This window comes from Gemmata palustris, from assembly GCF_017939745.1.
Lineage (GTDB): Bacteria > Planctomycetota > Planctomycetia > Gemmatales > Gemmataceae > Gemmata > Gemmata palustris.
Genome location: NZ_JAGKQQ010000001.1, coordinates 5,232,528 through 5,247,880, shown reverse-complemented (window position 1 = coordinate 5,247,880; position 15,353 = coordinate 5,232,528). Strand labels below are relative to the sequence as shown.

Genomic DNA, 15,353 nt, shown 5'->3' with positions numbered 1-15,353 from the left:
AGATCCGCATCCGGCGGGACCATGATTCGCCTCGGTTTCGCCATCGGAAACCAGGGTCGGGAGGAATGACAGGCCGACCGGCCGAACTCACCGCTGCTGGCGGACGGCCTCGGCGGTGGTGCCGGCGTCACCCTTGCTCAGGCGGATAACCACCGGGAACTGGTCGGTGAACTCCTCCTGGTGGGACACCACGATGATCCGCCGCAAGTGGTCCTTCAGCCGGTTGAGTTCGTCGGCCGCCGCCCGTAGGCCGTCACGGTCCAGGCTGCCGAACCCCTCGTCGATAATCACACACTCCAGCGGGCGGGCCTGCCCGGTGGCGAACCGGCCGACGGCCAGAGCGACCGACACTGCCACCCGGAACTTCTGCGACCCGGACAGCATCTTCACCGGGATAGGGTTCGGGTCGTCGCCACGGAACACGAGCAGGTCGAACGCCTTATCGTCCCCGTCGGCATCCGCCAGCCGGACGGACAGGTCGCCCCCGGACAGGTTGGCGAGCGTCTGCTGAGTCAGCCGGACGATCGCCGCTTCCGCCTCGCGGATCAGTTCGCGTTGCAGTTTCTCCTTCCCGAGCAGCTTGTCGAGCTTGGCGTGAACGCGGGCGTCCGTCTCGGCGGCGGCGGCGGCGGTGGTCAACGTCGCCAGTTGCTCCTGGCGACGGGTGAGCTCATCCATCCTGCTGACGGCGTCGCGGTGGGCCGTGTCGCACAAGGCGAACACCTGCTCGGCCGACCGCTGGGCCTGCCGGGCGTCGGCCACCGCGATGCGGGCATCGGCCGGCACGGCGCCCATTTCCTGAACCACCTTCCTCTGCCGCTCCTCCCACTCGCGGCGGAGGGTGGCGTCGGCTTCCAACTGCCGGAACCGCGGCTCGATGCCGTCGGCCGCCAGTCGCCGTAGGTCGGCCGCCGGAGCGGTGGCGTCATTGGAGTCCCTCCACCCGTCGGGCAGGCGGGCGAGCAGACCGTCGCAGGCGGCTGTGTCGCGGGCCAGAGCGGTGGCGAGTTGGGTTGCCTCCGTCTCGACGCGCTGTAGGTCGCCCTCCTGCCGTTTGACTACCGGGTCCAATTCCTTCAACTCCCGCTCGGCCTCGTGCTGACGACCGCGCGCGGCGGAATGCTCGGCTTGCAGGTCGGTCAGCCGCTCGGCCAGCCGGGCGATTTCTTCCCGCACGGCGGCCGGGTCGGTCGCCGAGCCCAGCGCGGTCAAGCTGCGTTCCAGGTCGGACCGCCGCTGCCGCAGGTGGTTCCGCTCGGCGATGTCGTCGGTCAGCGTCTTCAGTCGAGCGTCGGCCGCTTCACGGTCCGAGGTGGCGTCGGCCGATTTCGCCTTCGCCTCAGTCGCCGCGGCGGTGTGCGCAGCCACGCGGTCGGCCAGTCGGTTACGCTCGTCCTCCGCATGCTTCGCCGTCACCTCCTGACCGCACTGCGAACACGTGATACCGACTGTCACGTCGGCGAACGCCTTCTGTTGCTTCTTGGCCTCCTTCAATAATCCGGCGATTTCCGCCTCGGCGTCACGGGCGGTCCGTTCGGCCTCCGCCACGCTCACCTTCGCAACCCTCGCGGCCGCCAACTCGGCGTCGAGCGTATCGGGAAAGGCATCGGCCCCGCGGTCGGCCGTCGCCAACTCGTCGGCGATGGTGAGCAGCCCGCTCAGCCGCTCGCTGTCTTTCGTCGCCACGTCTGCCTCGTTCGACAGGTCGGCAGCTGCTCGCCGCTGGTCGCTGACGACAAGTCGCAGCCCCTCCGCCCGTTGGCGGTCGGCATCGTGCTTCGCCCGCAACTCGTCGCGGCGGCGGGTGGCGGCGGTGTACCGCGTTTCTGCGTCGGCCACCGTCGCCCGCAGTCGACCGAGTTCTTCCAGGACAGGGACGACGGCGGACAGCTCGACGTACCGGGCGTGGTCGTGGCGGATGGCAGCTTCGTCCCGGCTCCGTCCGTCCGCTTCGGCCAGTTTGCGGGTCAGGTCGGCGCCCTCGGCGGTCAGCCGAGCCCACTGCTCGGCCTGAGGCACGGCGGCCACGGCGCGGGTGCGGGTGGCGTCGGCCAGTTCGCGGGCGGCGGCAGTGCGATTCACCGCCTCTTGCTCGCTTTCGAGGTCGGCCTGGGTCACGTCCTCGATGCCCGCCCGCTGACGCCGCAACCGCTCCAACTCCCGCGCCCGCTCTTTGCCGGCCTCGTTCACCCGCCCACTCAGCTCCTCGTACCGCTCCACCCCAATGATCTTCTTGAGCGTCTCCAGCCGCCTGGCCGGGGCGGCGTCGAGGATGTCGTCGGCCCGCCCCTGCCGGAGCAGTACGGACGCGCAGAATGCCTCGAACGGCAGCCCGAGGGTGGACCGCACCCACTCGGTGACGGCCTCGGCCCCGTCCACGTCGGGCACCCGCGCCCAGCACCCGCCGTCCAGCCGCTCCACTGCCTGCGTCGTCCGCCCCCGCCGCTGGCGGGTGCGGGTGATGCGGTAGTCGATGCCGACGAACTGGAACTCGAATGCCGCCTTGAACCCGTCCGCGCCGTGGCGGATGAGTTGCTCGTGCCCCCGCCCGCCGCCGCGGTGCTCGGCGTAAAGGCAGTATGTCATGGCGTCGAACACCGCGCTCTTGCCCACCCCGTTCGGCCCGCCGACCACCCACAGGGGCTCGTCGGCGGCGAAGGCGATCTCCGTTTTCGGCCCGTAGCTGAGGAAATTTTCGAGCGTGACGCGCTTGGGGATCACGACGGACCTCCGGGCTTGAGGAAGGTGTCAGCGAGGGCGAGGACGAGATCCTTGTCCGGGTCGTTCTCGCGGTCGAGTTGTTCGGTCAGGTAGGCGCGGACGGTGTCGGCGAACCCGGCCCGCGGGGAGAACTTTACCTCGTTGCCCGTGACCGCGCTCGTCGGCCCCACCCAGTCGAGCGAGTGCCAGCGGGGGAACATCTTCTTCAAGTGTCGGCTCACCTCCTCGCGGTCGGTGGCGGTTGGCGGGTGAACCCGCAGCCTCACGACGGCGGTGGCGTGGTCCGGGTACTTCTCGTGAACGGTCGGCAGCTCTGCGTCTGGGTCGGTGAGGGTGATGGTGTGAAACTGCGTCGCCGGGATCGGTAGCGAGACCGGCTTCACCGGCTCCGCACCGACCACGTCGAACAGCACGACCCCGTGGGTGTCGTGCGTCTCGCCGAAGTCCAGGCGGTCGAGGCTGCCGGGGTAGCGGACCGTTTCCGACCCACCCAGGCACTGCGGCTGGTGGATGTGGCCGAGGGCGACGTACCGCCAGTCCGGGTGCAGCTCGCCCACGTCGAACAGCACGTCGTCGCGGTCGCTCATCTTGTACGCGGTGGTCAATTCGCTCCCCCGCACGTGCAGGTGGGCAACCAGGACCGTCGGCACCGTTTGCTCGAAAGCGGCATCGGCTGTCTTGCGCTGCAACCAGTCGGCCACACTCGCGCGGACCAGGCGGTTCTCCTCCTCCTTGCTCGCGTAGCTGTCGGCGGCCACAGCGTACCGGCTGGGGAACGGGTACGGCAGGAGCACAAACTGTACGACGTGCCCGGCGGGGTCGGCCAGCCGCACGACCGCCGGGTTGTTCGCCAAGTACATGCGTCCCGGTGAAAGCCGCCCGCCCCTCCCCGCGTCGGGCACGGCCAGGCCCATGCCCGCCCGCACTATGTCTATGCGGCCGTTGCGATCGTGGTTGCCCGTCACCGCCAGGACGGTTCCCTTTCGCTCGAAAAACGGCAGGAACGACTGCCGCAGGTGCATGAGCGACGCCGTCACGTCGTCAACCGACGCCTGCTCGCTGAACAGATCGCCGGCGATCAGTAGCACGTCGGCGGCGTTCTCCTCGCACAGCCTCGCCACCGCCTCCACCCGCCGTTTCAGGTCGTCTGTTCGATCGAGCCGGCCGAGCCGGTCGCACAGGTGCCAGTCAGCCGTGTGGACGATCCGCATGACGGTCTCCGTTGGGGGGCACACTTCTGTTGGCGAGTCGCGGGCGGGTGTGACCGGAAAATGTCAAAACATGTCCTGCTCTCTCGGTCCGGACGAGCGGCCGGGCGGGGCGTCGGGCAGCTCGGCATCGCTTTCGCTCAGGGCGAACGGGGGGAACGGGATCTTCGCCAGCATCGGCTCGCGGAAGCTGGGCAGGTACAGTAGCTTCTCGTCCGGCTGGAGCTGGGCGGCGGCGCTGCGGGCGCTCGGCCCGAGGAACCTCCACACCTCCGCCCCCAGTTCGAGCGTGCCGCTCCGGCCTACCGCCCGCACGGCCGCGTTCTCGATCACGCGAGGCTTCACCAGGCTGGCCTGCTGCTGCGCGCCGAGCAGGATGATGCCCTGACTGCGGCCCTCGCTGGCGACGGTCTCCAGCTTCTGCGTGATCGGGTCATGGCTGTCTTTTGGGGCGAAGCGGTTCAGCTCGTCGAGGGTGATGAGGTACTTGAGCGCCCCGTGCCCCGGCTTCGACTGGATGGCCTGGATCTGGTGGAACACCGCCGCTACCACGAACCGCTGCAAGCTCGGCGTCCGTTGCAAGCCGTACAGGTCGATCACCCACGGGGCCGTCTGCCCCTTCTCGGGAATCAGTAGCGGGTTGCCCTGGGTGTCGTACCGCCGCAACACCCCGTCCCCTTCCATCACGATGTACTTCAGTCGGCGGAAGAAGCTGCTCTTGGTGCTCCCCTGGTAGTCCCCGAAGAATTTCTTGTCCTCTTTGTTCGACTTGAACCAGTCGAGCGCCTCCTGAAAGGTCTGCGGTGCGTTGTCGGCCGTCCGAAGTTTGGGGGCGTCGGGCGGGCCGCTCGTCAGCCACTCCTCCACGTCGTTCACCAGCCCGCCCAGGTTGGCGGTGCTGATGTCGTCCTCGCTGAACAGGTACTTGAACAGCCCCATCTCGATGATGTCTGACAGGGACCAGCTGTACGGTTTCACCTCCGCCGGGGTACGGTTGCCCGTGCGGATGGCCACCCGTTCGCCCTTCAACTGCGGCGCCCGGAAGGTGGGCAAGTCGAACGGGGCCGGGGCCGGGTAACCCATCTCGGCCCACTCGCTTCGATGCTGGTCCTCTTTCGCCCGGTACTTGCGGTTCCAGCGGTCGATGAAGAACAGGTCAAAGTTCTTCACGTTGAACACGACCGGCACCACCTGGAGGTTACCGGGCCGGCTGACGGCCTCGCGGGCCTGCCGCTTCGCCTCCTCAATGAGCAGCCAGTTCACCAGCAGTAGGAACGTCGACTTGGTGCCGACCCCGGCGATGCCGTTCACGTTTAGGTGCCCGCCGTTCGCCCCGAGCAGGAAGTCCAGGTCGATGAAGGCCGCCCCGACGGTCTGCTCCCCGCCGTTCTTCAGCAACCCGACGGGCAGCTTGTGCTCCATTCTGTCCACCCCATACCCTTCCCGCGCCTCCTGCGGGGTGGCGAGGTACACCTCGCTCTCCTCCGTCGGCGGGGTGTGGGCGACCGGCGTCGTGCGGAGGATGGCCACCTCGGCGTAGGTGATGCCCTCGGAGTCGAAAGGCGGCGGCTTCTCGCCGGAGCGGCCGTCGAACCGCGCTGCCTCCTCTCCGATGTCCTTCTGCCGGCTGCGGCGGTACACCTCCTGCACGATGCCGACGAACTTCACCTCGCGGTCGCCCACCTTCGACGTGGTGGTGACGATCTGCGTCCGCTCGACCCCGCAGTCTTTATCCACCCAGAAGTAAAACACCCCGCTGGTGGACTCGTGCTCGGGCGGGGCGGCCACGCGGCCGAGGATAGGGCGAGAGTCGGTCATCCTTCGTTCCCCCGGAACAGGCCGGCCGTGCGGTACAGGCGGTTCACCAGCACAGCGGTGGGCGTGAACAGCGGCTTGAGAGCGTCCTCGGCCCGTACGATCGGGTCGAGGGAGACGGGCATGCGGGCGTAGCTGGCGGCGCGGCAGCGGGCGTCGATCAGCCAGCGGGAGAGGCGGTCCACGAACCCGAAGTCTTTCTTGTCGTCCATCTTCACCCGTCGGGCGAACTGGCCCCACGGGATCTCCACCCGCACGTACCCCCAGTTCGGAGCCAGCCGCGGCCCGCCGGCCAGTTTGACGTACCACGAGGCGACAGGGGTGCGATCCAGACAGGCTTTGCCCGTACCACTGATGCGAAACACGGGCGTCCGTTGTGCCTTCTTCTCCAGACCGTCCGCTTCCAGACTCAGCAGGGTCCGCCAGCCGCGGTCGTGCAGGTAGTTTTTCGAGTGCGATTTCGTTACCCCGATGAGCAGCGGGTCGGACGGCTTCGGGTTGCCGGACACGCGGCCGATCTGACCGTCAACCAGAGTCGCAACCGACGGGTTGAGGGTGAGGGCGTACCGCTCCAGAGTGGTCATTTCCTGCTGCGCCCGGTTCGTCGCCTGATGCCGCATCACCTCGTAATCGAACGGCGAGTGCTTCTTCAGGTCCGGCATGTTCGCGGGCAGCAGGCGGAGCTTCAGTTCGGGCTTGTTCAGGATGGCCGACGCGAACGCCTCCACTTCCTCCCACGGGAAGGGGTCGGCGACGAAGCTCAGCACCCGCTCAACGATCACGAACTCCCGTTCGAACCGCCGGCCCACGCTCCTCATCGCCACCGCCCCCACCTCGCTCAACACCATCGGAATCGGCCAGCCGTTTGGGGAACGCAGGCACAGTACCGGCCGCCCGGCCTGCGACCCGTCGATGAACCGCTCTGGGAACTCACCCGATCGCGCGGGCTGTTCGGACACCGTTTTCGTCTCCCACTCGTGCTCCGCGCACTCGACCGTACGGTCCACCGTTTCGGACGGCTCGTCCTCGCCCCCTTCCTCCGGCAGCACTGCCGGTTGAACGGGTGTCGCGCCGACGGTCGCCGCCCCGTGCTTGCGGAGGAACCAAGCCGGGATGTCGCGGTCAGTCGTCATCGCCCACCCCCAGGGTTTTGAGCCGGTATCGCATCGCCTCGCGGCTGACGAGCAGTTCGGACGCCAACCGGTAGGCCAGCACCAGCCGCGGGCACGCCTGGTGTTCCCTCTGCAACTCGGTCGCCCGCGCCCGGATCACCTCTTCCGGCATGAGCAACTCAGCGGCGAAGCGGTTGGCTTCCGGCTCCAGGTCGCCGGCCCCTTCGTCCGTTTCACTGATGGTCACGTCGGCGATGAACCCGGTCATCCGGTCGCGGTGCAGCAGGAAGTGCCCCAACTCGTGGGCCGCGGTGAACCGCCGGCGGGCGAGGATGTCGTCGGCGCTCACGAACGCCAGCCCGTCGCCCCCCAGCCGGAATATCAGCCCGGCCAGCGGCTGCCGGTCGTCCAACAAGTCGGCCACCAGGCGCGGTTCGGTCACATATCGCTCAGCGAGCAGGTGTTCTGCCACCGCCGACAGCGATAGGGCCGGCAAGGCCACGTGCGAGACGCCGGCCGCGTCGAACAGGTCGGCCAGCGGCACTGGCCCGCGGCGGACGGGGTCGACAACCCGACGGGCCTTTCGGTAGATGCTGGCAACGGCAGCGGAGACGTGGCTCACGACGGCCCTCCCGCCGGTTTGGCTCGCCGGGCGGCCAACTGATACTCCGCCTCCGGGCTGGCCCGCATGCGCACCTTGGTCGCCGCGTGCCGGAACGCCTTCAGGTATTCCGTCGGCACCGGGCCGAACTTCGCCACCATCCAGTCGGTGAGTTCCGGCAACCCCAGGTCGGCCGGTAGCTCGTCGGTCGCCCGCCGGAGCGTCTCGTTCAGAGCGTGGGCGGCGGGCGGCAGGCGGCCGGGCGTGTGGCGGAACAGCTCGTCGGCCACCATGCCGACCGTCACCGGCCCGCCGGTCGGGTGGATCAATCCGGCGGACGGCAGGAACTGCCCCACCGCCGCGGCGACGGCGGCGGCCATCCCTGTAACGGCTTCCTCAGCCAGCCCGGCGTGAACGGCGTGCAGCGCCTCCTCCAGTTCGTGGTCGTGGGCGGCCAGGGCCCACAACGCGTCCTGGCGGTCGAAGTCGTCGGCCTCGACGGCGGCCAGGTAGTGGGCGGCCTGTGTGTCCAGCCACAGGAGGCGGTCAGCAGGGTTCATGACGCCTCCTTGGTGGCGAGGGCGCGGAGCAAGAGCAACCCGCGGCACACCCGCTGCCGTGCAGTCGCTTCGGTGGTGCCAACGGCGGCAGCGATCGCGGGGTAGTCGAGTTGTTCGAGGTGTCGTAGTTCAACCGCCATGCGGAGCAGTTCGGGCAAGGCGGCGAGGTGCCGACGCAGGGCGGCGCGGAGGTCGTCCGCGCCCGTCTCGTCCGATTGCCGGGCTGGCAAGCGATCCAGTTCGCCATCGGTTTTGGGGGCCGCGGACTGCCGCTTGAGCTGTTCGCGGGCGACGTTCCGCACGAACCCGGTCAGCCACGCCGTCACGGACCCGGCTTCGGGGTCGAACTTGTGGCTGTTGGCGAGCGCCCGTTCGACGGCACTCTGCACCAGGCCTTCGTGGTCCACCTCGGGACGGCGGAGGACGGACCGGGCGAGGGCGAGCAGACGCGCACCGACCTCTGGGTCGGCGAGAGCGGCCCACACCGGATCGACCGGCGGAGCGGTGGTCGCAGGCGTAGCGACATCCGGCATACGGCCTCCTCAATGACTACCCGTCCATTGGCCGCAACGCCTACAGGTGTGACAAAAAATGCCGGCCAGGGTAAAGAGACGCTGCGCAATCAAGCAACGAGTGACCGGAATGTGCCATGCGCACGGACCGCCCGGACCACAGGTTACACCCCGTAAAGCGACAGAACACAGCGGCCCGGCCGGTATGTCGTCCTTCACCCTGCAGCGTGTAAAACAGTTCCCTTACCCGATATGCCATGAGAATGTCCGGGTGGTGACGATCGACGGGAATGGGTGTTTAAAAGCCGAAACTTCTATCGGCACATTGCCGTTTGGAGGCGATAATCCTTGCCTTCCGACGGAAGGATCAACGTGAGGACGCGACCGACAGAACACGATGGGGTATCTGTAACGACTGGAAAAGATAGCCTGCTGACGAGCGCGAGTGACAGTGCTGCAAACTGCCACTCGGATTCGCACCCGAGGCGCTCGAAAACTGTGGTGGGGACGCGGCAGTGAACGCGGCTCGTGCGATGGTATCTAAAGCGCGACCTGTGAGGGGTCGCCGCGACTCACGTCACGAGAATTCCTGTCGCCTTTTGGGATCTCCCGCGCTAGACCGGAGCGATCTCTACCTCACCCTCCACAGAGGTGGTAGAGGTGGTAGAGGTGGTAGAGGTGGTAGAGGTGGTGAATGTGGTGAATAGGTCGAGCGCTGCGTCGCAACGGCATTTGTATCGACCGGGCCGCTGATCCCATTGGCCCTTGAGGGCAAATCTATTCACCACATTCACCACCCCCGAATCGAGATGCCTGAACCCGGTCGATTCTTCACCGGACGGAACCTGCACGCGGTCTCCGTTCAAAGGCCTCCGGCTGACACCTAAAGAAAGGTCCGAGGCGCGTCACAATACTTGATCGCGACCAGATAGCTATCGCGAACCCTTGGGGTTTCACGACCCCGACTCACAAGGAGGCATAGCTCACGAAGCTGAGGGGATTGCTACCGGCGATGGCCCACAACCATTGACGGTCCTCCTGTCACCGGAGTGTCTGGCACCTGGCCGGCGGCAACGTCGGGAGCCCAGGGACAACGCTCTCGGTCGTGGAACAGCACCACGACCGGGAGCCGCCGGAAGAGGGAGCGGGTCAGCGAAAGCAAACGGCATGGGATCGTCAGTTGTAACCCCGCAGTGCTGTTGACGCGGGGACGTCCTCGGACGTGCGGGTGCGTGGGGCCTCCTCAAAGGGCCGTCCACGGTGACCATCAAGCCCGTCGGTCTTGCGAGCCGGCCCCGTCTCTCGCGCGGAACCTCCTCGGAACTGGGACAGGCTTCTCATCCCTCGGCCACCAGCAGGTTAAGGGGACGAACGGTCCGCTCGATCCGTGACTGACGGATTACTGGGAAGAACGGCGGGAACGATCCCTGCTCTGTCGTCCGGCGGTACCTGCTGCGACGTCAGCAGAACCGGTGCGTGATCACCGGCCTGCCGATCGCGGACGTATCGTGGACCAGATCCGGGACCTTCTCGACCGTGTGGGCGGCCGACTCCTGCGGTTCCCGGTTCCGGCGGGCACCGCGGACGGGGACCGCTCGGTGACCCCGGCCGTGGCCGACGGGCTGGCGTCGGTGGTGGCCGAGCACCGGGCCGCGGTCGCCCAGTTCGGTACCGACACCCGGGGCGACACGCTGGACCGGGCCGCGGAGAAGATCCGCACCACGTAGTTCAAGTTGACCGCCTACGCCGAGCATCTGAGCGGTGAGCGCGAGCGAGTGGACCGCGCCGTCGCCGATGCCGAACGCGAACTCCGCGAGAAGGTCGAGCAGATCGCGTCCGTCCCCGCCTGATTCTCATCCAAAGCGTCTTCGTCTCGGCCGATTCGCCGTGGGTCGGCCCGTTTCATTTCATCGTTCCTTCCGGGAGGTACCCATGGCGCGTTCGGCGAGCCCCGCGCGGGACCGCACGGTGCTGTTCCTGTCGAACCCGGCCCTGTGGCCCGCGTGGCCGTTCCTGCCGGTCGTGCGGCGCCGTCGCGGGGCGGAAGTACTGGGCGTGGTGTTCGACGCCCGGTCCGCGCGACGGACCGGATACTCTGCAACAGTTTTCATCACAAACCTGTTCGCCCTACCACCGAACTTCGAGGCGTTCCTGGCACTGCCGCACGAGACCTTCGACTCCGCGGAGGAGTTGGTCGCGGCCGGGTGGTGCATTGACTGACCCGACTCCGTGACGACCCTCCTGATCCGGTTCACCCGCATAGTTCACGGTCAGTTTAGCCCCGCACGTCCGATTCCCCCGACGACCTCCACGACCTGATCTGTCGGCCCCCTACTGACAACCGATTCCCACCCGCTCCCACTCGGCCGTGCCCGTCCGTCGTTCGGCACATACGGCCCGCGTTCACCCTTTTATGAGGAGAGTTCATGCTCACGCCCGGTAACCGCAAACTCGGCGGCCGGAGGATCTGGGGCTTCGCCCTGCCCTCGGGCACGCCCGACGTGTGCCCCGGAATGTCCGCCACGTGTCGGGCGCACTGCTACGCCGCGGCCGTCGAGCGCTACCGGCCGACCGCGGCCGCCGCGTACCGGCGCAACCGGACCCGCGCACGCCGGCGCGATTTCGTCGTCCGGGTGCGGGCGTTCCTGATCGCCCACGCGGTCGCCGTCGTCCGCGTTCACACCGGGGGCGATTTCTACAGCCCCGGGTACGCCCGCAAGTGGCTCCGCGTCATGCGCCGCGCGCCGCGGGTCACGTTCTACTTCTACACGCGCTCCTGGCGGGTTCCGGCCATCCGGGCCGTGATCGAGCAGATGGCGGCCCTCCCGAACTGTGTCGCCTGGTACTCGTGCGACCGCGACACGGGCGTGCCCCCGGGCGTGCCGGCCCGCGTGCGCCTCGCCTGGCTCGCGACCTCGGACGACGACGTGCCCCCGGCCGGACTCGATCTGGTGTTCCGAATACGCCGGCTCCGGCACCGGCCCGTTGCTCCCGGCGGTCCGCCGGTGTGCCCGAGCGAGGACGGGGTCACGCGGAACCGGCCCGTCACGTGCGACCGGTGCGGGGTGTGTTGGCACCCGGCGCGTCTCCGACGGTTCCCGTTACCGGTGATCGAATCCACGCGCTGACCCGCCGTGTACCCGAAGACGGGTCGGTTGAGGAGCCGGAAGAGGCGAACGCCTCACGCCGGTGCCGAAGATCACCGTCGCTCGTGCGGCGGTGTGTTTCCCCGAATCCGATCCTGGTCACCAACCGGAGGGGCTCATGATTCTGTTCACCCGTGCGCTGGCGCGGGATTTCCGGACCTTGTTCGCCCGGTGCGTCGCGGGCCGCCCGCGGGGACCGGCGCCGCCCGTTGTCGTTCGGATCACGGGCGCGGTCCGCACTCTGGCCGCGACCACGGCCGAGGGCGTCACACTGACCCACGCTTCGACGGCCCCGAAGGAGCCCGACGACCTACTGGTGCTGCCGGCGTCGGTCCTCGCGGAGGTCGAGGGCGGGGCCGACGGGGCCGTGACCCTGGACCGCGAATCGAAGCTCCGGGGAGTGCTCCGGTGGCCCGGGGGCACCGGACCGCGGACGCGGCCCGTGGAGCTGATCCTGCCCGGCAAACAGCACGAACGGACCGCCCCGCCCGCACTATCGGCCGTCCCCGCAAAAGTCCTTGCCGCCCTACACGAGTGCGGCCGGACCGCAGCGAAGGAGAGCGGCCGGTACGCGCTGTCGAAGGTCCAGGTCCAGGGGAAGAACGGGCGCGTGGTCGGCACGGACGGTAGGGCCGCGCTCCTGTGGGCGGGCTTCACGTTCCCGTTCCCCGACGACGTGCTCGTGCCCGCGGTCCCCGTTTTCGGCTCCAAACCGCTCTCCCGAGTTACGGAGGTGAAACTCGGGCGCACCGCGACGCACCTGGTCGTGACCGCGGGGCCGTGGTCGGTGTGGCTCCCGACCGACGCGCGGGCCAAGTACCCGGACGTTGCGGGCGTGATCCCCCGGAGCGCCCCGACCACGGTCGCGATCGACCCGTCCGACGCGGCGGCCCTGCTCCCGGTCCTGCCCGGCCTACCGGGGAAGGACGACGAGAACCGCCCGGTGACACTCGACGCGGACCGGGGCGTGCGTGTTCGCGGCCGAACCGAAAGCGGCCCCCGGATCGGGGACACGAAGGAAATGCCGCTTCCCCGCTCGACCGCCACCGGCCCCGCGGTCCGCGTCGCCCTGGACCGCCGGGTGCTGACCCGGGCCCTGGTACTCGGGTGCCGCACCGTGAGGCTGGCGCCCGACAAGCCCGTCGTTTTCACCGGGGACGACGTCACGTTCGTCGCGGCCCAGCTCGACCCCGACCTGTGCGCCCCGCCCGGGGCGGACGAAACCCCAACGAATTCGACCCCCACCCCTCCCGAAAGGTGCCCGATCGTGAAACCCGAACCCAACGACCCGGCCCCGCCCCGGGGCGACCCGACCGACCCGCTGGAACTGGCCGAGGACCTGCGCGCCGCCCTGGCCGAGGCCGCGGGCCGAGCGGCCCGGCTCGTCGCGGCTCTGCGCCAGGGCACGAAGCAGAAGAAGGTGCTGTCGGCGCTGATGACGAACCTCAAGCAGCTCAACCTGGGAGGGACGTCGTGAGCGCCATCCTGACGACCCGGTGCCACCGCCTGGCCGACGCGCTCGCGGAACTGAAGGGCAACGTGCGTGCGGCCCTGGCGACCGAACTGGCCGGGGCGCTCGGCACCGCCGTCCGCGACGTGCTGGTGGCGGCCCTCGTCGACCGCCTGGTCGCCCCGACCCGGTCGGTTCCGGTCCGCACGCCACCCGGCACCGCGGGCTGGCGCGACGACGAAGATGAGGACCGCTGGGGCGGATCGAAAGATCCGTGGGCCGACCCCGACGACGAGCCCCGCGACCGCTTCCGGTCGCGGTACGAACCCGAGGAGCCGGACGACGTGGGCACCCCTCCCGCGGTACCCGCGGCCGCGGCGGTCGCGGTGGGCGTGAACGTCGGCCGGTGGTGGCTGGCCAAGAAGGGCAGCGTTCCCGCCGCCATCGGCTTCGGCGTGCTGGCCACGGGTCTGGGCCTGGCCGGCGGTCCGGTCGCGCGTGCCGCTCTCGCCGTACTCGCCGCCGCCGCCGACATCCTCGTCGCCGAGTCCGCCCTCGCCCGGACCGATCCGGCCTGACGTCACGCCGTCGCTCCCGTTTCCACTGTGCAACCCGTCACCACGCCCGGCGTGCCACGCCCGCGCCGGTGGGAACATCGTGTACCCGGAGCGCGGAGTGCCTTGTCTCCGAACCGATTTTACCCGACCCGAACCACCCCCTACGGAGGAACGCCCCGTGACCGCAACCCTGAACGGTAAGCCGCGCAAGCACCTCGCGGACCAGCTCGACCGGTTGGATTCGATCATCGACGCCCTGGCCGAGGGCCTCAACGGGGCCGTGGCCGACGCGTGCCGCGAGGGCACCCGGCTCGCGGTGAAGGACGCGATCGTCGAGATCCTGACCAACCCCGAGCTGCGGGCCCTGCTCGTCCCACAAGCCGCGCCCGTACCGGCCCCGCCCCCGATTCCTGCGGTCCCGCCCGAGCCGAAGAAACCGGGCCTTTGGACCCGCATCAAGGCCCGGGTCGCCGCGACTCGGGCCGCCTTGGTCGGGTTCGCGGCGAAGACCAAGGCGGCCGTCACAACCAAAATCGCGGCCGTCACCGGTGCGGTCTCCGCCGCGGGTGCCGCGGCCGGCGAGGCGCTCCCGGTGCGCCGGGCGCTGACGGTGGCCATCGGCGTCGGGCTCGTGGTGGCGCTCGTGTGCTCCCAGGTGCCGGAATCGGCGTCCGCGGCCGTCGCCGGGATCGGTGCCGCGTGCACCACGGTCGCCGTGCAGGTCGGCGCCTGGCTCAAACGTGCGGCCCGCCGGTTGGGGCTGGTGACCTGATCTCGTGCGGCGAATGAGATGCGCTCGTGGGGGTGGGAAAAGGGAGCCGGCCGGTCATGGTACCCGCCCCGGGCGGGTGCTTCAGCCCGTGCGGTCTCTCGTTTGGCCCCTTGCACGCGCTCGTACCCGATCCGCCGTCGTCACCTCGCTTTTTAACTCCCGACCCGAACCGGAGTGACCCGTGATCCTTCTTGCCCTGTTGATCTTCGTCGGGCTGTCCGCTGCGACGTGGTCCGTCTCGGTGGCGTGCTACCGGTCCACCTACACCGACGGCCCCGACGTGACCGCCGACCCGAACTACGGGGCCGTGGCCGCGTGCGCCGTCGCGGCCGTCACGCTGACGTGCTCCATCCCGGCGCTGGTGGGCTACTTCGCGGGCCTGATCGCCTGGGCCGGGGCCGTGTACGGGTTCCTGAACGTGCCCCGCGGCCGGGCCACGGTGCTGTTCGGCTATCTGGCCGGCTGGTCGGTGGTAACGCGGGTGGTGGTCCTGGGCGTGTTGAGCGCCACCGCGAAATGAAGCTCCTCACGCGCCTTCCCGCCAACCCCTTTGGAGTTCGACATGTTGTACCTGATCGCCGCTATCCTGATCTCACTTCTGGTGTGGTGAGTCACCCATGAACCAGAACCATCGGACGGAGGAGACGCGGTGGCGAAAACGGTGACCATCGACGAGTTGCACCTGACTGTTTCCATCCCGCACGACCTGCCCGACGCCCGGAGAGAGGAGATCCGGCAGACGCTCGCCAGCGACGACTTCATGGACCGGCTCCGGGCGACCGTCCGGGCGGCGACTCAGGCGTTCCCCGAACTGGCCGCCGCCCGCGTCTCGCTGAGCCGCTGATCGCCGAAGATCCGCACCGCGTTACCCGTTAACGGGATCGCGGTGCGGCCGTGCG

General features: G+C 69.0%; 15 protein-coding genes and 1 pseudogene. 8 read left to right on the top strand and 8 right to left on the bottom strand.

Annotated elements, in window-relative coordinates:
• Positions 1-87: 87 nt before the first annotated feature.
• The 8 genes and pseudogenes from J8F10_RS21575 to J8F10_RS40890 form a co-directional block, all read right to left on the bottom strand.
• Positions 88-2,721 (bottom strand): AAA family ATPase, encoded by a 2,634-nt coding sequence (locus J8F10_RS21575; RefSeq protein WP_210657305.1) that lies wholly within the window; start codon positions 2,719-2,721, stop codon positions 88-90.
• Entirely contained in the window at positions 2,718-3,932 is a 1,215-nt protein-coding gene (locus J8F10_RS21570; protein ID WP_210657302.1) for a metallophosphoesterase family protein, read from the bottom strand. Before J8F10_RS21570 ends, J8F10_RS21575 begins: the two co-directional genes overlap by 4 nt.
• Positions 3,933-3,995: 63 nt before the next feature.
• Positions 3,996-5,747 carry an ATP-binding protein gene (locus J8F10_RS21565; RefSeq protein WP_210657300.1) on the bottom strand — a complete coding sequence of 584 codons (1,752 nt, stop codon included), beginning with the start codon at positions 5,745-5,747 and terminating at the stop codon, positions 3,996-3,998.
• Positions 5,744-6,877: a hypothetical protein gene (locus J8F10_RS21560; protein WP_210657298.1), complete on the bottom strand. Its 1,134-nt coding sequence runs from the start codon at positions 6,875-6,877 to the stop codon at positions 5,744-5,746. Before J8F10_RS21560 ends, J8F10_RS21565 begins: the two co-directional genes overlap by 4 nt.
• Positions 6,867-7,478, bottom strand: coding sequence for an ImmA/IrrE family metallo-endopeptidase (locus J8F10_RS39140; RefSeq protein ID WP_210657296.1), 612 nt, complete (start codon positions 7,476-7,478; stop codon positions 6,867-6,869). The genes J8F10_RS21560 and J8F10_RS39140 overlap by 11 nt, the downstream gene beginning before the upstream one ends.
• Complete coding sequence (locus J8F10_RS21550; protein ID WP_210657294.1) at positions 7,475-8,017, bottom strand: hypothetical protein; 543 nt, start codon at positions 8,015-8,017, stop codon at positions 7,475-7,477. Before J8F10_RS21550 ends, J8F10_RS39140 begins: the two co-directional genes overlap by 4 nt.
• Entirely contained in the window at positions 8,014-8,550 is a 537-nt protein-coding gene (locus J8F10_RS21545) for an RNA polymerase sigma factor (protein ID WP_210657292.1), read from the bottom strand. The genes J8F10_RS21550 and J8F10_RS21545 overlap by 4 nt, the downstream gene beginning before the upstream one ends.
• Before the next feature lie 127 nt (positions 8,551-8,677).
• Positions 8,678-8,788 (bottom strand): annotated as a pseudogene (locus J8F10_RS40890) (7-carboxy-7-deazaguanine synthase); the annotation flags it as partial.
• Positions 8,789-10,037: 1,249 nt separating this feature from the next.
• On the opposite strand from J8F10_RS40890, the gene J8F10_RS21540 reads away from it, so the two are divergent.
• From J8F10_RS21540 to J8F10_RS21505, 8 genes are all read left to right on the top strand, one after another.
• The gene (locus tag J8F10_RS21540; protein ID WP_210657289.1) at positions 10,038-10,256 is read left to right on the top strand and encodes a hypothetical protein; all 219 of its coding nucleotides are present in this window, start codon (positions 10,038-10,040) and stop codon (positions 10,254-10,256) included.
• Positions 10,257-10,461: 205 nt separating this feature from the next.
• On the top strand, positions 10,462-10,749 hold the full coding sequence (locus tag J8F10_RS21535; protein WP_210657287.1) for a hypothetical protein: 288 nt from the start codon (positions 10,462-10,464) through the stop codon (positions 10,747-10,749).
• A 206-nt stretch (positions 10,750-10,955) separates the two neighbouring features.
• Complete coding sequence (locus J8F10_RS21530; protein ID WP_210657285.1) at positions 10,956-11,657, top strand: GP88 family protein; 702 nt, start codon at positions 10,956-10,958, stop codon at positions 11,655-11,657.
• 136 nt (positions 11,658-11,793) lie between these two features.
• Positions 11,794-13,152 (top strand): hypothetical protein, encoded by a 1,359-nt coding sequence (locus J8F10_RS21525; RefSeq protein WP_210657283.1) that lies wholly within the window; start codon positions 11,794-11,796, stop codon positions 13,150-13,152.
• Positions 13,149-13,703, top strand: a complete 555-nt coding sequence (locus tag J8F10_RS21520) for a hypothetical protein (protein WP_210657281.1) — start codon at positions 13,149-13,151, stop codon at positions 13,701-13,703. The genes J8F10_RS21525 and J8F10_RS21520 overlap by 4 nt, the downstream gene beginning before the upstream one ends.
• 157 nt (positions 13,704-13,860) lie before the next feature.
• On the top strand, positions 13,861-14,454 hold the full coding sequence (locus tag J8F10_RS21515) for a hypothetical protein (RefSeq protein ID WP_210657279.1): 594 nt from the start codon (positions 13,861-13,863) through the stop codon (positions 14,452-14,454).
• Between the two features lie 181 nt (positions 14,455-14,635).
• Positions 14,636-14,974, top strand: a complete 339-nt coding sequence (locus tag J8F10_RS21510) for a hypothetical protein (RefSeq protein ID WP_210657277.1) — start codon at positions 14,636-14,638, stop codon at positions 14,972-14,974.
• A 129-nt stretch (positions 14,975-15,103) separates the two neighbouring features.
• Positions 15,104-15,298 (top strand): hypothetical protein, encoded by a 195-nt coding sequence (locus J8F10_RS21505; RefSeq protein WP_210657275.1) that lies wholly within the window; start codon positions 15,104-15,106, stop codon positions 15,296-15,298.
• Positions 15,299-15,353: the final 55 nt, after the last annotated feature.